This is a genomic window from Paenibacillus sp. FSL K6-1122 (assembly GCF_037977015.1).
GTDB classification, from domain to species: domain Bacteria; phylum Bacillota; class Bacilli; order Paenibacillales; family Paenibacillaceae; genus Paenibacillus; species Paenibacillus amylolyticus.
In genome coordinates this window covers 2,085,367-2,105,259 of record NZ_CP150272.1, presented here as the reverse complement: position 1 = coordinate 2,105,259, position 19,893 = coordinate 2,085,367, and the positions used below count along the sequence as shown (strand labels likewise).

The 19,893-nt window shown below is 46.2% G+C and carries 13 protein-coding genes; 3 read left to right on the top strand and 10 right to left on the bottom strand.

Going from position 1 to position 19,893, the window contains the following annotated elements:
* Nucleotides 1-56: 56 nt before the first annotated feature.
* The 5 genes from NSQ20_RS09465 to NSQ20_RS09445 form a co-directional block, all read right to left on the bottom strand.
* Complete coding sequence (locus NSQ20_RS09465) at nt 57-2,537, bottom strand: EAL domain-containing protein (protein WP_340032329.1); 2,481 nt, start codon at nt 2,535-2,537, stop codon at nt 57-59.
* 265 nt (nt 2,538-2,802) lie between these two features.
* Nucleotides 2,803-5,625, bottom strand: a complete 2,823-nt coding sequence (locus tag NSQ20_RS09460) for an endo-1,4-beta-xylanase (protein WP_340032328.1) — start codon at nt 5,623-5,625, stop codon at nt 2,803-2,805.
* A gap of 281 nt (nt 5,626-5,906) precedes the next feature.
* Complete coding sequence (locus NSQ20_RS09455) at nt 5,907-6,911, bottom strand: LacI family DNA-binding transcriptional regulator (protein WP_017689571.1); 1,005 nt, start codon at nt 6,909-6,911, stop codon at nt 5,907-5,909.
* A gap of 129 nt (nt 6,912-7,040) precedes the next feature.
* The gene (locus NSQ20_RS09450) at nt 7,041-8,048 is read right to left on the bottom strand and encodes a globin-coupled sensor protein (RefSeq protein ID WP_076318323.1); all 1,008 of its coding nucleotides are present in this window, start codon (nt 8,046-8,048) and stop codon (nt 7,041-7,043) included.
* A 243-nt stretch (nt 8,049-8,291) separates the two neighbouring features.
* Nucleotides 8,292-10,187 carry a PrkA family serine protein kinase gene (locus tag NSQ20_RS09445; RefSeq protein ID WP_036669848.1) on the bottom strand — a complete coding sequence of 632 codons (1,896 nt, stop codon included), beginning with the start codon at nt 10,185-10,187 and terminating at the stop codon, nt 8,292-8,294.
* Between the two features lie 361 nt (nt 10,188-10,548).
* Here NSQ20_RS09445 and NSQ20_RS09440 point away from each other — a divergent pair, with 361 nt between their 5' ends.
* Nucleotides 10,549-11,394, top strand: a complete 846-nt coding sequence (locus NSQ20_RS09440; RefSeq protein ID WP_076318322.1) for a DUF2161 family putative PD-(D/E)XK-type phosphodiesterase — start codon at nt 10,549-10,551, stop codon at nt 11,392-11,394.
* Nucleotides 11,395-11,507: 113 nt separating this feature from the next.
* Here NSQ20_RS09440 and NSQ20_RS09435 read toward each other — a convergent pair whose 3' ends face one another.
* The 3 genes from NSQ20_RS09435 to NSQ20_RS09425 form a co-directional block, all read right to left on the bottom strand.
* Nucleotides 11,508-12,134, bottom strand: coding sequence for an FMN-dependent NADH-azoreductase (locus tag NSQ20_RS09435; protein WP_036610012.1), 627 nt, complete (start codon nt 12,132-12,134; stop codon nt 11,508-11,510).
* Between the two features lie 191 nt (nt 12,135-12,325).
* Entirely contained in the window at nt 12,326-13,549 is a 1,224-nt protein-coding gene (locus tag NSQ20_RS09430) for a PLP-dependent aminotransferase family protein (protein ID WP_036610015.1), read from the bottom strand.
* A 136-nt stretch (nt 13,550-13,685) separates the two neighbouring features.
* Complete coding sequence (locus NSQ20_RS09425) at nt 13,686-14,342, bottom strand: response regulator transcription factor (protein WP_017689577.1); 657 nt, start codon at nt 14,340-14,342, stop codon at nt 13,686-13,688.
* Nucleotides 14,343-14,781: 439 nt separating this feature from the next.
* On the opposite strand from NSQ20_RS09425, the gene NSQ20_RS09420 reads away from it, so the two are divergent.
* Both NSQ20_RS09420 and NSQ20_RS09415 read left to right on the top strand, forming a co-directional pair.
* The gene (locus NSQ20_RS09420) at nt 14,782-15,192 is read left to right on the top strand and encodes a uroporphyrinogen-III C-methyltransferase (protein WP_051447152.1); all 411 of its coding nucleotides are present in this window, start codon (nt 14,782-14,784) and stop codon (nt 15,190-15,192) included.
* Complete coding sequence (locus tag NSQ20_RS09415; RefSeq protein ID WP_036669840.1) at nt 15,189-16,253, top strand: phosphodiester glycosidase family protein; 1,065 nt, start codon at nt 15,189-15,191, stop codon at nt 16,251-16,253. Before NSQ20_RS09420 ends, NSQ20_RS09415 begins: the two co-directional genes overlap by 4 nt.
* Before the next feature lie 298 nt (nt 16,254-16,551).
* Here NSQ20_RS09415 and NSQ20_RS09410 read toward each other — a convergent pair whose 3' ends face one another.
* Together NSQ20_RS09410 and bglX are read right to left on the bottom strand one after the other, a co-directional pair.
* On the bottom strand, nt 16,552-17,568 hold the full coding sequence (locus tag NSQ20_RS09410) for a LacI family DNA-binding transcriptional regulator (RefSeq protein WP_253507053.1): 1,017 nt from the start codon (nt 17,566-17,568) through the stop codon (nt 16,552-16,554).
* A gap of 77 nt (nt 17,569-17,645) precedes the next feature.
* A complete protein-coding gene (gene bglX / locus NSQ20_RS09405; RefSeq protein ID WP_340032327.1) occupies nt 17,646-19,811 on the bottom strand; it encodes a beta-glucosidase BglX in 2,166 nt (721 codons plus the stop codon).
* Between the last annotated feature and the right edge of the window lie 82 nt (nt 19,812-19,893).

Sequence of the window (19,893 nt, the reverse complement as noted above, 5' to 3'; positions counted from 1 at the left end):
AAAAAAGCGGCAAGTTCCCGACATAAACGGGGACTTGCCGCTTGGCATACATAAAATTAGGATGGTGCCGGTGGTGTACTATTACCCTGCAATCGCAGCGGCACAAAAAAATCATGCTCCACTTCACTTGCCGGCAGTGGCCGACTGAAATAATATCCCTGAATCTCGCGGCAATCATTCTGCATCAGAATATCCAGTTGGCCTTTCGTCTCAATGCCTTCAGCAATGACTTCCATCTTGAGATTCTGTGCCATCGATATAATGGTCGCCACAATGGCTTGATCGCTGTGACTCTCTGTAATGTCCGTCACAAACGAACGATCAATCTTGAGCTTGTGAATCGGGAAATGCTTCAGATAACTGAGTGAACTGTATCCCGTACCAAAATCATCCAGGCTGATCTTGACACCCAGTGCTGTCAGTTCATTCAGGATCGCCGTGGATACGGCTGCATCCATCATCATGCTCTCTGTTATTTCCAGCTCCAGATATCGAGCATCCAGCCCTGTCTCCAAGAGTGCATTCTTGACCTGTTCTACCAAGTTGGATTGGTGGAACTGCTGGCTGGACAAGTTAACCGATACCGGAATGAGTGGTCCGCCACTGGCATGCCAGAGTTTCATCTGCCTGCATGCTTCCCGGAGCGTCCAATTGCCAATCTCATAGATCATGCCTGTCTCTTCTGCAAGCGGGATAAACACATTGGGTGCGAGCAGACCTTTGAGTGGATGGTTCCAACGTATAAGAGCCTCCACACCAATCATGCGGCTATCCTCAGTACGAATCTGTGGTTGATAGTACAGGACCATCTCATCGCGTTCCAAAGCTTTACGAAGATAACCCTCCAGCTCAATACGTTCATATAGTTCCGAATCCAGTTGGGCAGTGTAGAATTGGAAACCATTTTTGCCGTTTTTCTTCACTTCATACATGGCGGAGTCCGCATGTTTCAACAAAGCATCCACGCCCACTCCATGATCCGGATACATCGCAATTCCAATGCTGGCGGTTACGTAAAAGTCATTCTCCTTCAGTCGATAAGGTAACTGAATGGCTTCAACAATCTGTTTTGCAAGTTCTGCCACTCTTACTTCTGTCGCTTGACCCTGGGTCACAACGAGTGTGAACTCGTCCCCGCCCATCCGGGCCAGCATGACATTCTCCATAGCCAAGGGATCAGAAGCTTCTATGGCTTTCATGATCCGGTTGCTCACTTCTCTTAGAAATACATCTCCAATGGAATGTCCCAGCGAGTCATTAATCATCTTGAAACGATCTATATCCATCACCATAACGGCAAAAGAGTTCCCTTTTTCTGCTGAATCGTTAATCGTACAAGCCAGCACATCATCCAACTTGCGCCGATTGGGCAGCCCCGTCAACGGATCATGCAAAGCTTGGTGACGAATCTTCTCCTGAGCCTGCTTCTCCTCCGTTACGTCTTTGATCAAAATGTGACTTCCCACATGTCTGCCATCAATGACAACAGGAACTACAACAATACTAAGGTCCAGAAGTTCACCCTGTACATCTCTCATTTTGGCCATGTAGTGCGCCTGCTCCAGCCCATGATCATCCCAATCGATGGAATCAAATTCACTTATCCACTCTATATCGATTTGCTGAGCGATCTCATCAATGGAACGATCCATGACCTCTTTTTCAGGATATCCGGTGATTGTTGTTACAGCAGCATTAATCCCTTTAACAATACCTTCCTTGTTCACTGAAATAATAGCATCCGAATGGTTATGATACAGGGCCTGATACCATTGCTCATTCTCATGAATCCGTCGATCTTTCTGTGACATTCGCTGATTGATAAATATGCCAAACAACGTCAAACCCAAAGCAATAAATGTGCCCGATGCGATCAAGTAGGCGAGAATACCTGGCTCAATCTGCATACCTGAACTTACCATCGAGCCATGTGAATGATGGAAATGTGCCGCTGACATCCCGGTATAATGCATGCCAGAGATTCCAATACCCATAATGAGACCGCTGCCCATCTTGTAAACCCAAGTATGTCTTGATTGATGATAACGGAAGAAAAACATGAGCCACAATGCCGCAAATGAAGCAAGCGCTGCAATCAGAATAGATAACACCACTCTGCCTGGTTCATACGTAACCGGAATTGACATCGCTGCCATTCCCACATAATGCATCGAGCTGATCCCCGCGGTCATCAGTACTCCAGCAATCATGAGTTTGCTTATCCTGCCCGATTGTCTACCCGCAATGTTCAAGGCCACCCCCGATGCGACAATAGCAAGTAGAACAGATAAAACAACCTTACCGGTGGAATAGGAGACTTGCGTAGGCAGAACAAAAGCCAGCATACCTACGAAATGCATGGACCAGATTCCCAGCCCCATCGATACTGCACCGCAGGTAAGCCATACATTCCGCGCCATCCCGCTAGCCTGACTTACACGGCCTGCAAGGTCAAGGGCAGCGTATGAAGCTAACGATGCAATAATATAGGATAAAATAACAAGTTCTAAGTTGTACGTGCCATGTAGGTGCTCCACTCACTCTGTCCTTTCAACCGGGAAATGCCTTGTATGTATGCAAAAATGTAAAAAAGAAGCGAGTGCGCTGTCTGGATGACAGGCACTCCCTCCGCATCATTTGACTCGTGACAACAGACTTAGTTGAAGCCGTTGTCATACATTGGAACCCGTTTATATGAATGTATATAGTCTAAACGTCCCAGCCTTTAAAATCAACACTTATTTCCAGATATACAATATTGAATAACTAACATTCTCATATTCTAATTCACAACTAAATATTCTATTTACGAGTCAGTAACAGACTGCCAAAACCGGAAGTATCTTGATAAGAATTACCTGATGAATCACTCCAGATGGACACACTGCTTCGCTTGCCATCTCCCGCGCCATCATCATTAACTTGAAGATCAAACCCAATCCATCTTTGCCCTTCAGCACGAACGCTGTCTAGTGGGATTGCCACTTCAACTGTATACCCTCCGCTTGTTAATCGGGTAGCTGATTTGAAACTTTCTTTCCGTGCATTTCCACCAAAAGAAGCCTCATTATCAAAATTGACCCGGTACTGGGCATCATCCTCCTGATAGAATGTCGTCTGATCTTTGCTAGGGTCGATAAAAATCTCGATCGAATCCTGCTCATGTGCATTAGAACTTAATTTGCTTCGCAATGGATCTTTCACATCTGCCAATACGTACAGGTATTTCTCATCCCATAACAGCTGTGCAGTCGCCGTTGCACCGGCGTTTCCGACCACCCAGACATCCGTTTTAACAGATGCAGCTTTTTTCCAGACGTTATCCTTTTTTGCATCAATGACAGGTTTGCCATAAGTGACCTTGGTTTGTTTCAAGACAGAACCGAGCTTCAGTTTGCCCCGGTTGGCTGGTTTGTCGGGCTGTTGATTGGAAATATCATTCCAAACAATGGTCGCTGTCTTTCCAGCAGCATGTTCATCCGTAATCCGAAAATCCAGAGACAAGACCTGGCCTTCGGTAAGTAAAGCAGCTGACATAGGCAGTGATGCGTATACAACATACCCGGTTTTTGTCTCCTGTACGTTGTAAGTATTTTTATCTTTGCCTTTAGCGCCATCCCGTTTAAATGTATATTGACCATTTGCAGACGGCGGATTTTTCTTCTTGGCAGACAGATCAGCTTCAGAAGTTGCAGCGCCTGTCCCCTTGACTTCTTCCGCGAGGAAAACCTGCACCTGATCCCCTTTGCGACGTGTGGTATCCTTCACTTCCACTCGTAAATTCACCTTTTTGGCATCCCACATCATACGAGCCTCACCCGTAACCGCAGATGTACCATCTGCCAGATGATTAATTTCGAGTCCTTTCACAGCACCCCAAAGAATATCTTCCTGTCCTTTGTGATTCGGGAAAGAAGGGCTGGCCTTCAATGCTGTCCATTCATTACGATAGATCGGAAGGGTGGTAGGGTCCACCAGTGCCCAAAATGCCGGTTTTGCTTTTAATTTACGATCAAATAACAATGGTGCATCTTTGCGTCCTTTGACTGGATGATTATCAAGCCATGTACCATCATCCGCAAGTCCCCAGACTGTAACGCTGTCCATTACACCGCGTTTTCCCAACTCGTCGAACAGGTCGAACAGTTCACGATAACGGTAAGCTTGTTGCAGCATTAATTCATCTGTGACAGGCATCTCCAGTTCAGAATTACTTGAATAGATCGAAACGTCCAGCTCTGTAACCTGTACATTCACACCAAGAGCGATCACTTTCTCAAAAGCCTCACGAATGAGCTTTACATCCGGTCCGTACATGGATACATGCATCTGGAATCCAACCGCATCAATCGGTGTTCCTTTGGCAAGCAACTTCTCTACAAGCTTCACCATATCATTCACCTTGTTTCCATTGCCCTCCATTCCATAGTCATTAATCACCAGTACAGCATCGGGGTCAGCCTCACGTGCATAACGGAAAGCCAACTCAATGTAATCACTGTCATCTCCGTCGCCATCCACATCCCCAATAATATCTCTCCACTTGGAATTACTGGCCTCATTCCGCAAGCCGCCTCCGTCTGAGATGACTTCATTGACGACATCCCATGTATGAACCTTTCCTTTGTACCGGGTCACGATGGTTTGAATATGGGTTTTCATCCGTGCAAGCAACTGTTCCCGCGTGGCAGGTTTCGATGCATCATTCGGATCAGTAAAGAACCAATTCGGCACCTGACTATGCCATAACAGCGTATGACCTCTGATTTCCATGTCATTTGCTTCGGCAAACTTCACCAGGCGATCTGTCTCTGACCAGACAAACTCTCCTTCCTTGGGCTGCATCGCATCCATTTTCATCAAATTGTCCGCTGTAATACTATTAAAGTGTTTCGTCAACAACTGGGAATGCTGGTTTTCCGCGTCTAGTGCAGACTGGTTGATGGCAGCTCCCATTGCGTAATTTTGTCCCACCATATCGACCAGATTCGGAATATCCTTCTCTATTTCAATTTTCTGAGCAGCCGTAATCAGAACATCATCCACGTAAAATGAAATCGTATCTGCCGGCGTCACTTCCGCTGACGTCTTCCATGGTGTCTCCACATACATGCGGAATCCGGTGATACCACTATTTTCTTCGGGAATCACCACATCGGCCTCGACTTTTTTCCACTGTCCTTTATTCAAGGTAGCGGAGGCAAAGGTAGCATATTCAAGACTCGAAGCGTCTTTATTGTATTCTTTCTCGAGTGCACCGTTAAGGACCTGACTGTCCGGCCCTTCATCGTACATGGCCCAAAATGAAATATGAACTGTGCTGCCCTTCTGTACATGATCCAGCATCTCAATTAAGGGTCCATGGAACGTTTCGGTACGTGAAGAGGTTCTCAGGCTGCGTGTACTGTCATGACCTACTTGCGTTACGATATCAAGCTTTTCACTTGCACGTGGACGCCATTGTCCCAACACACCATCTTCAAAATCAGCCTTGAACAGTACTTCATCATCGCCAGTCTTAACGTCCGCTGCCGAAGCACGTGTCCCTCCTGTTCCCACACTTGGGAACAAACTGAAGATCAATACAGCCGACAAGCACAAGCTCCACCATTTTCTCAAATGCATCCGATCTCCTCCTTGGTTCGTTGTTTGTGAAGAATAACCTTTGCTCTGCCATGTGCCAGCCCTTTACAAGATCGTTATACAGGATGGATAGATGCAAATGGACAGAAAATTGTAAGCACTTTCATTATACGATTGCCAGTAAACTTTGTTTACCCGTTAAACTATAGGACTTGTACCACTCCCTAATCCATATGTTTCCAAATGAGATATATAACGACAAAAAGCACAGCTTATTAGCTGTGCTTCGTGTAAACATCTTTACTATTTACGTTTTTAAGCTTTTAAGCTTTTAAAGGTGCTGTCGTCTGACGGATAACCAGATTGGAAGGTTCCGTCACCACAGGAGGAGAATAAGATGGATTCTCGATCATGGCAATCAGATATTCAATGGACTTAATGCCAATGGAATAGATATTCTGATTCACCGTGGTCAACCCCGGTTTGAATACCTCAGCATAATACGTGTTATCGAACCCGACAACCGAGATATCTTCTGGTACACTCAGTCCATGCTTTTCAATTTCATGAATCGCACCAAAAGCAGACATGTCTGATGCACAGACAATTCCCGTTGGTTGATCCTGAAGTGCCAGCAATCGTCGGGCAGCCTTGCTTCCCCCGTCGAAGGAATAATCGCAGATCTCCAGATATACCGTAGAATACGGGATGCCGCATTCTCGCAGCCCTTCCCGATATCCTTCCAATCGCAGATTGGCTACAGCAGGTCCAAGTGTCCCTGAGATATAGGCAATTTTGCGGTGCCCAAGCTCATGCAGATGTTTGACACCCATCGAGATCCCGTTCGCGTTATCCGTAGTAATGTAACCGGCACGTTTGCCCAACATGTCCGTATCAACAAACATCGTTGGAATCTCTGCATCCACCAGTTCCTGAATACTCGCGTTTTCTCTGCCTTCCCCGAATACTACTACGCCATCCACATTACGACTGCGGCAATGTTTGATGAACGAGTACGCCGGATCATCGAATCGAGTAGACAACCGGACCAGGTCATATCCACTGTTCTCCAGCGCTGTCTTGATCCCTTCCAGCAACTCGGACACAAAAGGGTTCGTAAACGGAACCGTTAACAGTACTCCCACCGTCCATGAACGGCGTTTGACAAGTCCACGTGCGACCACATTGGGTTGATATTTCAATAATTCGATGGCTATATTGACTTTTTTGCGTGTTTTTTCACTTACATCAGGATAATCGTTTATCACTTTGGAAACGGTTGCAACAGATACTCCCGCTTCCTTGGCTACATCATGGATAGAAGCCATCTGATCACCTCAACCTCTTTCGAATCCCCTGTCTCCGGCTGCATTTTCTATAACATCGGCAGGTTTGTCTACCCATTATAGCTTAAAACAGCCTGAAACGGTATGGAAGGTTCCTAATGCTTTTAAGCTCTATTCCTGCTGTTCCAGTTTCTTCAAATCCAGAGACAGTTTCTCCATTGTTGTTGCAAATACAGCGAGTTCAGCCGAGCGTGAAGCTTGGCTACGTGCCCCTCTGGAAGTATGATCCGACTCCTGCTGCACACTGCTCAGTTTCTTCATGATCTGCTCCAGATTAGACTGAATTTTACCCTGGGCATCCCGGGAACTGGCTGCAAGCTTGCGCACCTCACTAGCGACTACTTCGAAGCCACGTCCAAACTCTCCTGCATGAGCAGCTTCAATCGCTGCGTTCAGGCCGACAAGATGACTCTGATCCGATATCTCGCGAATGAGTTCACCCATTTTTCCGATCTGCTGGATCTCTCCTGTTAATTCGGTAAGCATAACCTGAGCCTGATCCTGAGAAGCCGCTGTTTCTTTGGCTACACTTGATATCGCCATTGCACTTTCATTTAATTCACTAATCATGCCTGTAAGCTCTTGGGTAATCTGCGTAATTGCCTGTAATGTATGTTGTTGGTCATCGGCAAGCTGATGTAACTTTTCTTTTTCTTTCTTCTCATAGGCTTCAAGGACAAGCTGTGAATCCAGATTAAACATTTTGCTGAGCGCTTGAATGACAAGATGCCAGGAATCAGGGATAACCTGTTGGAATATGCTCGTTGCAATATCCAGGTAGACCATATAGGTACCCAGATAATAATCTTCAGACAGACCAATCCGTGAATGCACAAGTCCAATCGCAATCCGTTGCTCAATATATGCGTCGTCCACGATTCCATCCGTCATTGATAACCAGTACATCTTCTGTGTTTCTTTTAGACGATCAATGGTAGAGAATCGAGCGATCAGATCTACCAATTCAGGATAATTCCCCACATGATTGTAGAAATGATCCACCACTTCATTAACGACTTTTTTAAAAACAGGCCGATGATCGGCAAGCAGTTTTAGATCCCCTGCGGTTAATCCCATGTAATCAAGTTGCTTCTGTCTTGTTGCGGAAATACTGCTCATATCTGGTTCAGTCAGCTCCTTAATAAACACTAAATTACTTTAAATTGTAAATATATGTATTGATTATAGACTAAAATACCTAAATATACATATACCATTAGAACTAATTCTCTTTAAAATTAACCTTATTTGTCAGCTTTTTAGACTGATATGACCTTCATGTAATTAAAAAGGCCCTGACCCTGCTGTGAAGGAGCCTCACAACAGGCATCAGGAGCCTGATCCGGAATGGTTCGTTGCCGATTAGCGATTAAGCAGACTACCCACATAACGTAACAGTTCATTCGCGCTGGCTGCGGTGTATCCATGTTCCTCAATTAAACGTTTAATGACTTCATTCATACGTTTCAATTGTGTTGCATCCGGTGTTTTGGTTGAGGTTGTGATCTTGACAATATCTTTCAGATCGGTGAACAACTTTTTCTCAATCGCTTCACGCAAACGGTCATGGCTGCTGTATTCGAACTTGCGCTCCTTGCGGGAGTATGCCGAGATTCGGATCAGAATCTCTTCTCTGAACGCTTTCTTTGCATTCTCGGAGATCCCGATCTGTTCCTCTATGGATCGCATCAGACGCTCATCCGGGTCCATCTCTTCATCCGTGAGCGGGTCACGCATCTTGGACCAGTTGCAAAATGCTTCAATGTTATCGAGGTAATTCTCGAATAACGTTCTTGCGGATTCCTCGAATGAGTAAACAAATGCTTTCTGCACTTCCTTCTTGGCCAGTTCATCATACTCCTTGCGTGCAAGAGCAATGAAGTTCAGATAACGCTCCCGCTCTTCCTTTGTAATTGAAGCATGCTGGTCCAGACCGTCCTTGATCGCCCGCAGAATATCCAGCGCGTTAATGCACTGAAGATTTTGCTTAATCAAAGCACTGGAGATCCGGTTAATGACATACCGTGGATCAATGCCGGACATCCCTTCATCCAGATACTCATTTTGCATCTCGCGCAGATCAGCTTCTTTGTATCCTTCCACTTCTTCACCATCATACATGCGCATTTTTTTAACGAGATCCATGCCTTGTTTCTTCGTTTCCTTCAAGCGGGTAAGTATGGAAAAAATGGCTGCAGTCCGCAGTGCATGCGGTGCAATATGAACATGCTTCATGTCACTTTGCTGAATGAGCTTGGCATAGATTTTCTCTTCCTCGGATACCTTCAAGTTGTACGGAATCGGCATGACAATCATCCGGGATTGCAGTGCCTCATTCTTCTTGTTGGAGATAAAAGACTTATACTCCGATTCATTCGTATGCGCCACAATCATTTCATCCGCACTGATTAAGGCAAAACGTCCTGCTTTGAAATTTCCTTCCTGCGTGAGCGACAGGAGATTCCATAGGAATTTCTCATCACATTTCAACATCTCCTGGAACTCCATTAACCCACGGTTCGCCTTGTTCAACTCCCCATCAAAACGATAGGCACGTGGATCGGATTCGGAACCAAACTCCGTAATGGTGGAGAAGTCGATACTCCCCGTCAGATCGGCAATATCCTGTGATTTCGGATCGGATGGACTGAACGTTCCTATTCCCACGCGATTATCTTCGGAAACAATGACCCGTTCCACCGGTACCTTGCTGATATCACCACCATATTCGGTACGGAGTCTCATCTGGCAGGATGGGCAAAGGTTACCCTCAATACGGACTCCAATTTCCTTTTCCACTTCAGGACGAAGCTCCAGCGGAATCAAATGCAGCGGTTCCTCATGCATCGGGCATCCATCAATGGCGTATATGGCACCTTTCTCTGTCCGCGAGAACTGTTCAAGCCCACGCTTCAGCAGCGTCACCAGCGTCGATTTCCCTCCACTTACGGGACCCATCAGGAGCAAGATCCGCTTCCGTACATCCAGACGGCGTGCTGCCGAGTGAAAGTATTCTTCAACCAACTTTTCAATCGAACGGTCCAGCCCAAAGATCTCCTGTTCAAAAAACTTGTACCGCTTATGCCCACCTACTTCTTCCACCCCAAACGATTCAATCATCTCATACACTCTGGCGTGAGCCGTCATTGCCGGAGTCGGGTCCTCTCTCAGCAGTGCAATATAATCTTCAAATGTTCCGTTCCATGTCAAACGGTCACTCTCTGCCCGATGTTCCGCAACGCGTTCAAAAATATTCATGCTTGGTACCTCCCATGGCTCCTTTAGTGTGATTGTCAACCATTCCGAATGGTATGAAGAAATCAATAGAATTGCGGCTCCTGCTTGAATACCAATCTTGCGGTCCTGTGTAGTCCCGCCACCCTCTGTCCAAACGTCTTGTTTTGTTGTGAAAAGTGTATTACATACCTATGCGGCAATTCGGATAAGTTGACCTCTTTTTTTCAATCAACCACTTCGAATTTTGGCTTTTCCCTGTTCTATCAGACATCTTGTGCCTTCAGAAAAAAAAGAACGAATATGATATAATGAGGGTTCTAAATTCAGGAAACCGGACAACACATGGTCAGAGACAGGCCACTTCTGGAAAGGAGCACGGACGATGGCAGTGAAATACGAAACCGAATTATATTCGCCTGTGAAGGCTTTCTTCGAGCAGCGTGGCTTCGACGTCAAGGCGGAAATCAGACATTGTGACCTCGTCGGAGTCAGATCAGACCAGGACGAACCACTCATTGTGGAGATGAAAAAAACATTTAATCTCTCCCTGTTGCTGCAGGGCATGCAGCGCTTGAAACTTAGCCCGTTCGTGTATCTGGCCGTCGAGCGCAATCGCAGTAAACGCGGAGCCGTGAACCAACGCTGGAGCGAACTGACCGCACTATGCAGACAGCTCGGTCTGGGGCTGCTGACTGTCACATTTTACAAAACCAAAGCTCCCCTGATTGATGTATTGTGCGAGCCCTCCGCCCTGATCCCCCTCACTGGCCCCAATCAGGTTGCCCGTAAAAGCGGTGTTCGGCGGAAGCGATTGCTCAAGGAATTCGACGAACGCAGCGGAGACTACAATACGGGAGGTAGTACACGAAGACAGCTGGTCACAGCATATCGTGAGAAGGCTTTGCGTGTCGCATCCGCTCTACGGACGAACGGAGAAGCCTCTCCAGCCAACCTTGCCAGACAGACAGGCGTAGGTTCTGCCGCAGCAATTCTGCAAAAAAATTATTATGGCTGGTTTGAACGCCTCTCCCGTGGAAAGTATATTCTGACGATTAAGGGAGTACAGGCGTTAACCGAGCATGCACACATGCTTGAGGATAATGATATGATTGAACGAACCATTAATGAACTCGATGTAACGTATTCTGTATCTGGTGAAAATAAGGACGACCTTGCACACATCGCTGAAACAGCGGAGCAGTACTTAAAAAATACAGGCCATATCTGATATGGAATCATCTGAAGTAACGGATGTGAAAAAAAATGAGAAGGCAAAAAAACACCTGTAATCTCCACTGGAGACTACAGGTGTTTTGATGTGTTCTATATAGAAGATTGTTATTAGAATTTTACTGCTACTTCGGAAGCCAATTTCAGACCTGCAGTAACGATTTCTTCAGCACGATCAGCAGAAGCATTATGTCCTTCAACGATAACCACTTCAGGGTTTTGAATGCCCCACAAGCCGAGAACTGTTTTCAGGAAGTTCAGGGACATTTCAGCAGCTGCCATTGGGCCTTCGGAATAAACGCCACCACGTGCGTTAAGCAAAGCTACTTTTTTGTCGCCAGCAAGTCCTACAGGACCTTCAGCAGTGTATTTGAATGTTTTACCAGCTTGGCTCAGGTAAGCAATGTAGTTTACCAATGGAGCTGGAACAGTGAAGTTCCACAGTGGGAATGCAAATACAACTTTGTCAGCTGCCAGGAATTGATCTTGCAATTGTGCTGCAAGTGAAGCTGCTTTTTGCTCGTCAGCTGTCAGTTCAAAACCGTTTGCTGCTTTGTAAGTACCTGTGATAGCAGTGTTACCATAGAATGGGAATTCTGTATTGTAGAGATCCAACTCAGTAACTGTGTCACCTGGGTGGGACTCTTTGTATGCGCTCAAGAATGCATCGTACAATTTAACGCTGACTGCTTGATCTGCAGGACGGTCATTTGCTTTAACAAATAAAATATTAGACATGTTGAATTTTCCCCCGTTAAATAAAATATATGAGTGCTTTTCCTGAACTGGCCACCATTGTAGCTTATATAAAGAAACCAACAACTCATTAATTCATATTATATATAAAAATGTTAGTGGATGCAATAACGTAATCACTTTGGTCATGAACCAATTTTAATTTTTGCTACAAAATCTATTTTTGATCTGACTTAGCTACGAGCCGTAAATTCGGAAATGGCTTCACTGATCAGGTTCATGCCAAGCAGCAATTCATCCCGGCCCGGGTGGCTAAAGTTCAATCGGATGTAACGTTGATCCTGTACACCTGTGGAGCATAGTGATCCAGGAAGAAAGGATACACCTTTGGGCAAAGCCGCCTTAAGCAGAGCGCCACTATCCAATCCTTCCGGCAACTGTACCCACAGATACATTCCGCCCTCAGGGATGTTGTACTGACACCCTTTCCAGCCCGGCCTCTTCAACAGTTCAAGCATCAGTTTGAGTCTTGTCTTATACTCCCGATTCAACATCGATAGGTGATCACTCCAACGAAATGGGGAATGGGCAAGCAATTGATACAACAGCCGCTGATTCATCGGACTGGACTGACCATCTGCAATTCGTTTAACCGAGGCCATTGCCTGAATCAGCGCAGGATGTCCAGCGGCCCATCCGGTTCGAAGAGCGGGCGCTACCGTTTTGCTGAATGAACCAATGTAGAGAACATGTCCACCCTGATCGGCAGTATCCAGTGCAAAGAGTGAAGGATATTTACGATAGAATTCCGTTGGCTCAAGGCCATCGAAATGGAGCTCTCCGTAAGAATCATCTTCCACAAGCAGTACACCATAGCGCGAACACAGCTCAAGGACTGCCTCCCGCCGCTCCATACTCCACAAAGCACCGGTCGGATTCGAGAAACTGGGTGCAGCAAAAAGCAGCTTCGGTCTAACCTGCTGCATGTGATGCTCTAAAAGGTCTGGCAGTATGCCGTCCCGATCACCCATTACGGGCACAATCTTGGCTCCTTGCATCTCCAGAACCTCAAGACAGCCTGGAGATGTGGGATGTTCAACCAGTACAGAATCTCCTGGCTCAAGCAATAGACGCATCACCAGATCGATGGCCTGCTGGGTACCAGTAGTCAACAGAATCTGCTCGGGTACCGTTCGTATGCCTTTGCGTGCATTCCAGTCTTTGTTCAACCACTCTCTTAGGGGTGTGTAGCCTGCTGGCTCTCCATATTGCAATGCGGAGGGGCCTGAACTAAAGACAGACACCGCTGCTTCTTCCAACAATTTGAAAGGAAACAACTCCTCCGCAGGCAATTCTTCCGCCAGAGAAATGAAATAATCCCTGCCAGACATCTCACGTATATCCCTCAGTGGTGATGACAAAAGCCTGTTGGTACGGGAAGCAAAGAAATATTTCATCGATCCGTTCCCCTTTCGTCCCTATTCCGAAACTGTACTCGCAGTCCGCAGCCCTACAACCTATTCCTGCTCGCCATCGAATATGACCGGATGCATACCGAACTGTTGTGATCATGGGAAGAACAGACCTGTTTCGTCAGGATCCCGTCTTCACTTGTCTTGCATGCAAGGCATAACGTTCAATGGCCTGTGCTCTACTGCTCACTTCCAGCTTCACGTATATTTTACGCAGGTAATTATCAATGGAACGTCTGCTAACGTTGATCTCATTCGCTATTTTATCATAGGTTACACCCTGAACAATTCTTTCCATGATAAAAGTTTCGGTTTCTGTTAATTCAATGACACGTGCTTCTGTCGGAGACTCCACAGGTTGCGCCCACTCCGCACTGTTTAACCACGACAATGGAATGGACACATGGCCCTCACGCAATCCAGAGATCAGATGAATCAGCTGGCTAGGGGAAGCCTGTTTGGATAACATGCCGCTTGCACCAAGGCTCATCAGATGACGAAACAGCTTCACATTGTCTTCATCCGTCAAAATAATGATGTGACTGTGAGCTGACAGATTCTTCATCTGGGCAATATATTGATCTGCCTGACCCTCCGGAAGACGATAATCCATCAGAATCAGATCAGGCTGGTGAATATTCACCAGATCGAGCCCTTCTGTTCCGGTCGAAGTCATGCCACGTACCGTCAGATCTTGCTGCTCTTCCAAAATCAATTTTGTACCGAGCATGCTGGTGGGGTGGATATCTATGATGACCACCTGCCATACTTTTTTCATTGTTGTTCCCCCTGTTATGTATTGGACAAATAACTTTTAAATTCTGTCATGATGATTTCATCGTCTATGCGACAATCCGAGTATAGAAGAAGCATAGGTCGGATTATGTCGAAAAACAGAAAAATACAGGAGGAAGCCGATAAAAAAGCTCTATTTCCACTGTATTTTGTTATAAAAACACCATGACGTCCATCTTTCCATCCCCGGAAAGGTCAAAATATAGTATAAATTTCCTGCATTTCTATCTAAAAAAGTCGAAAAACCTGCCCAAAGTTCCTACTTATTGCATCTATAAGAAATTGTATCCTAGGACTTCCTTCCGATGCAATCTCTTTTTACTCTATTAAGTAAAGAATTTCATTTTTGCGTAATCAATAGGGGCATGATAGAATGAGGACTGGAAATTTTTTTGTACCTATAAATGACCAGGAGTGATGATATGAAACCATCTGACCCGTCCTCTGACATCCATCACACCCGGAGCGCCAAAGGCAAGGCTGGATCTTCAATCAAACTGTTTCTGGTAATGTGGATTGTTCTCATTGCACTAGGAGTCGTTGGAACCTACTATTATAGTAACCATCTCCAGCAACAGATGATTAACCAGCTTCAAGCCCATAATCAGCAGCAGATTGCAGCGCTAAAAACCGACTATGAAAATCAGCTAACAACGATATCAAAGGAAGTAGAAGACCTGCAGGGACAGGTTCAATCCTTCAATGAATTGCTGACTTTCACCAAGGATAATGCAAGTGACAAAACGGATAACAGCAACAAACTGTATACCCAGCTGAGCGAAGTCAAAAAACAACTGGAGACACTCCAGAAAAAGATGGACCTGCTCAAATGATTACACCCGTCAAACAGGTTAATCGTTTTTTTATGCTTGCACTCGCTCCTTTTGTTGGATTGATATTATGCCTGCTGCTGCTTCGTCCTCCACTTGAACCCGGAGGTTTGATGCCTACCGAACTGTCAGAGGATACGATTACACCCCGGACCCAAGCAATTAGCCAAGAGCTTGCGGGGGCAAAAGATGCTGCTGTCCAGACTTCTTCTTCTATTAAAAGAACGACACAGCTCTATAATAAAACAACTAGTACGATGTCTACACTTGTGCAGAAGGCTTCCACCCAGGCGGATCGTCCGGAAACGATCTACAACAAACGGATTTCATCCAAGCTTGGCGTTCCATTTGAACGGGTAGACAGTGACCGGCTAACGATTGAAATGTACAGAGTGAATCCTGGCAGCTATAAGGGCTATGCCATGAAGATCAAGCTAAAAGACCCTACAGCCATGCAGATGGCTCTAGACAGTGAACCTGGGCGTTCTGAGACGACCATGCAGGCTGTGAAGCGTAACGGCGCAATTGCCGGGATTAACGCAGGTGGATTTGCTGACAGTGGGGGCAAACGTTATCCACTTAGCACAACGGTCATGGACGGGAAATACGTGAATGGTTTCCAGGCCAGTTTCAAAGATCTGTTTTTTGTAGGACTTAACGATGCCGGTAAACTGGTCGGAGGCAAGTTCTCCGACAAAAACTCACTGGATCGCCTGCAACCGCAATTCGGGGCTACGTTTGTTCCGGTGCTGCTACAGAATGGGCGTAAAACCACAATTCCTGCCAAATGGAAAGTATCACCCAAACGAGCACCACGTACAGTCATTGGCAATTATAAAGATGATCAGTTATTGATTATTGTAGTTGACGGATATAATGAGGGCGGAAGTTCCGGTGCTACCCTTGAAGAGTTGCAAGGGCGGTTGTACAAGCTTGGGGTGATTGACGCCTATAATCTGGATGGCGGTGGATCATCCTCGCTTATTCTGAATAATCGGGTTGTAAATAACCCTTCAGATGGCAGCCTCAGACCGGTGCCCACACACTTTTTATTTTACAAATAATAGGGTGAAGCATTTCTTTTCTACCTATAATGGTTATAATAGAAGAAAATGAGCTTGTGCAGGAGGTGCGAAGGGCATGTCATTTTCACTGACATTCTGGATTATTGCAATCGTATTGACTCTCTTCATTACAGGCATTCTCACTTCATCCTACAACAATGACAAAACAAAAGGCTTGTAAAGGCCAAGCCTCTCTCTGGAGAGGCTTTTTCTATTGCTTCATCCTAGAAATAACAAGAGACAAGGCTTAAAAGAATGATTCGATTCTTCTAAGCCTTGTCTCTTGCTGTATTCGGGATCAATAGCTAACCGCCCGGTCATTCCGCATGGATATAACCGAATCAGACGGAATAGGCCCACTCACCGACCCACCCTCAACTAATGTCACATAAATTCGTTCATGATCAACGGGTTCTCCAGCAATAATTTTGATCAGTTGTTCAGCGGCGAGTGATCCCCACTTGCGCTTGGAATAATCAATGCTTGCCAATCTCGGCTGGACGTATTTGCTCAATTCAATATTGTCGAATCCGATGACATCAATCTCCTGACCAACGCCAAGTGCACTGTCTGCCAGACGATCACACAAGCCAATAGCCATCTCATCATTGAGGCAGAATACCGCTGCCGGTCCATCATACACCTGTACAATCTGATCTGCGGCTTGTTCTCCACCACTCTTTTCAAAATCTCCCGTGATCTCAATCCATTCCACATCGGCTTCACGTTCCGCAACCTGTCTCACAGCCTTTAACCGCTGCACAGAGTCAAACGAACCTTCCGGTCCTGTCACCACGTAGATTTTCTTATGTCCCTGTTCAATAAGATGTTCCATCGCAAGTGTCGCCCCGGCTTTGTTATCCAGCAGAACCTGATTAATGTTGGGATGATCCATCTCACGGTCCAATACAACGATTTTGTGCCCACGATCGGCATACTGCATTAGTTCCTCACTTGCAAACGTATGATCCAGAATGATCGCACCATCAATCATTCTCTCTGGAAGCATGCGATGGGATTGTTTACCACTGCACACGATCAGGTCATAGCCTTGAGCATTACATACGGCTTTCATGCCACTCAGCAAGTCTCCATACACATCTCCTCTAAAATCGGTCAAGAATACACCTAGAATTTTGGATTCCCTCTTCTTCAGTGTTCTTGCTGCGGCATTTGGAACATAGTTCAGTTCTTTGGCAATGGCCAAAATTTTGGAACTCGTCTCATCGGTCACTTTGTTGCTGCCATTCAGCGCATATGACACAGTAGAGATGGAAACTCCCGCCTGTTTGGCGATATCCTTGATACTGACCACATTCTTCGCTCCCCTGTTATGTTCATCAGGCCTTCCATAACAAAAGGCCTGACACATTACTCTTTACATTCACAAGATTAAACAAGTCTGAATGATTTCTTCTGAGTATCCCGACTGTTTGCACCCACAAGAATATGGAACTCGCCTCGATCACTGCGGTGGCTTAAATCGGAATGGTGATAACGAAGCTGTTCTTCATTTAACGTAAATGTGGCTGTACCACTCTCGCCTGGCGCCAGTGCAAGTTTCACATATCCTTTCAGCTCACGCATAGGACGAACGACTTCACCCGTTACATCACGAACGTACAACTGAACGGTCTCTACGCCTGCGCGCTCACCCGTGTTTGTTACACGTACTTGAATGCTCAGGGACTCTTCGGCAGTCATCTCGTTACTTGACACTTCAAGATCACCATAAGAGAACGAAGTGTATGAGAGACCATAACCGAACGGAAGCAAAGGTTCATTCGGGCTGTCAATGTATTTGGATACGTAACGTTCTTCCGTCTTCTCCGGGTTCAGTGGACGACCTGTATTGAAATGGTTGTAATAGACCGGAATCTGACCTATAGACTGCGGGAAGGACATCGTCAGACGTGCGGATGGATTCACTACACCTGTCAGAACATCTGCAATCGCAGCTCCGCCTTCACTACCCGGGAACCAGGCTTCAAGAACGGCATCCGATTCATCGATTACACCATGCAGATCCAATGGACGGCCGTTGAAAATAACGCTGGCAATCGGTTTTCCCGCTGCTTTGAGCTGTTTAACCAATTCCAATTGGGCTGCTGGCAGACGAATATCCGTGCGTGAGCCACCTTCTCCACTCATCTCGGAGTCTTCACCAAGAGCAAGGACAATCAGATCTGCTTTGCTTGCCACTTCTAGGGCTTCGGCAATCTGCTCAGCTGTAATCGTATGAACATTACTGCCTTGAGCAAATTGAACTTTCCCACCCGTCAGGCGTTCTTGCAGAGCTGTTCCCAACTTAACTGCATCTTCCTTAACTCCTTCACAGGACCACCAGCCCAGAATATCAGGACTCTGTGCAAAAGGACCAATAAGGGCTACATTAGCGTCAGGTTGAAGTGGAAGCACGCTGCCATCATTTTTCAACAGGACAGCCGATTTGGTTGCCAGTTCATACGATACCTGACGGTGCTCTTTGGAGAATACAATCTCACGTTCACGTTCAGGATCAGCTGCACGCAGTGGATTATCGAACAATCCCAGCTTTTCTTTCAGTTGCAGAATTCGCAGAACGGCTTCATCAATGAGTTTCTCATCCACTTCACCACTCTCAATCAGTTCAGGCAAATGATGTACATAACAAGGTGTCATCATCTCCATATCTACTCCTGCGCGAATGGCACGATATGCCGCTTCACGATCATCTTCTGCAGCACCATGCGCAATCATCTCGCGAATGGAAGCCCAATCCGAGATCAATACACCATCAAAGCCCCACCCGTCACGCAAAATACCGCGCATTAACTTCTCATTGCCACTTGCCGGAATACCGTCAACCGTATTGAACGAAGTCATGACCATTTCCACGCCCGCATCCAACGCTGCTTTGTACGCTGGCAAATAGTACTCACGCAGGTTACGCTCAGACATGTCCACCGTATTGTAATCCCGACCACCCTCAGCCGCTCCATATGCCGCAAAGTGTTTAACACAGGCTGCAAGACGATCTGGCTCATCCTTCAAGCTGTCGCCCTGATATCCACGTACAAACGCAGCCGCGAACAAACTGTTCAGATAAGGATCTTCTCCTGTCGTTTCCATCACACGGCCCCAGCGCGGGTCACGAACCAGATCCACCATCGGTGCAAAGGTAACATGCAAACCGGATACAGCTGATTCACGTGCTGCAATTTCAGCACTTTTCTCAGCCAGTTCTGTGTCCCATGAACAACCGATCGCGAGTGGAATCGGGAAAATGGTTTTGAATCCATGAACTACGTCAGCCATGAACAAAAGCGGAATGCCCAAACGACTTTTTTTCATATAAGCTTGCTGTACATCAATGATGGCCTGCGCACCGGACAACCCCAGAATGGACCCACTGGCATCCACGGACTGCTCCGTAATCCCCATCTCTTCCATCGGCCCTGTGATCTGACCTTCAACATTTGTTCCTTCATAGAAGTTGGCAGTCAACTGAAGAAGCTGAGCTGTTTTTTCCTCCAACGTCATCTGTCTTACCAGATCTAGCAACTGCTCGTTATTCATCTAATCGTATCCTCCACTATAAGTTGTTGAAATAAAGAACCCGGCTGCGTTCGGGGAGAGACCGCGCACCGGGTTCAAAATT

What these genes read in the sequence shown, in the direction of transcription:
- NSQ20_RS09460 (WP_340032328.1), bottom strand. Translation starts at nt 5,625, where the DNA reads ATGCATTTGAGAAAATGGTGGAGCTTGTGCTTGTCGGCTGTATTGATC.
- NSQ20_RS09455 (WP_017689571.1), bottom strand. Translation starts at nt 6,911, where the DNA reads ATGGCTTCTATCCATGATGTAGCCAAGGAAGCGGGAGTATCTGTTGCA.
- NSQ20_RS09450 (WP_076318323.1), bottom strand. Translation starts at nt 8,048, where the DNA reads ATGAGCAGTATTTCCGCAACAAGACAGAAGCAACTTGATTACATGGGA.
- NSQ20_RS09445 (WP_036669848.1), bottom strand. Translation starts at nt 10,187, where the DNA reads ATGAATATTTTTGAACGCGTTGCGGAACATCGGGCAGAGAGTGACCGT.
- NSQ20_RS09440 (WP_076318322.1), top strand. Translation starts at nt 10,549, where the DNA reads ATGGCAGTGAAATACGAAACCGAATTATATTCGCCTGTGAAGGCTTTC.
- NSQ20_RS09435 (WP_036610012.1), bottom strand. Translation starts at nt 12,134, where the DNA reads ATGTCTAATATTTTATTTGTTAAAGCAAATGACCGTCCTGCAGATCAA.
- NSQ20_RS09430 (WP_036610015.1), bottom strand. Translation starts at nt 13,549, where the DNA reads ATGAAATATTTCTTTGCTTCCCGTACCAACAGGCTTTTGTCATCACCA.
- NSQ20_RS09425 (WP_017689577.1), bottom strand. Translation starts at nt 14,342, where the DNA reads ATGAAAAAAGTATGGCAGGTGGTCATCATAGATATCCACCCCACCAGC.
- NSQ20_RS09420 (WP_051447152.1), top strand. Translation starts at nt 14,782, where the DNA reads ATGAAACCATCTGACCCGTCCTCTGACATCCATCACACCCGGAGCGCC.
- NSQ20_RS09415 (WP_036669840.1), top strand. Translation starts at nt 15,189, where the DNA reads ATGATTACACCCGTCAAACAGGTTAATCGTTTTTTTATGCTTGCACTC.
- bglX (WP_340032327.1), bottom strand. Translation starts at nt 19,811, where the DNA reads ATGAATAACGAGCAGTTGCTAGATCTGGTAAGACAGATGACGTTGGAG.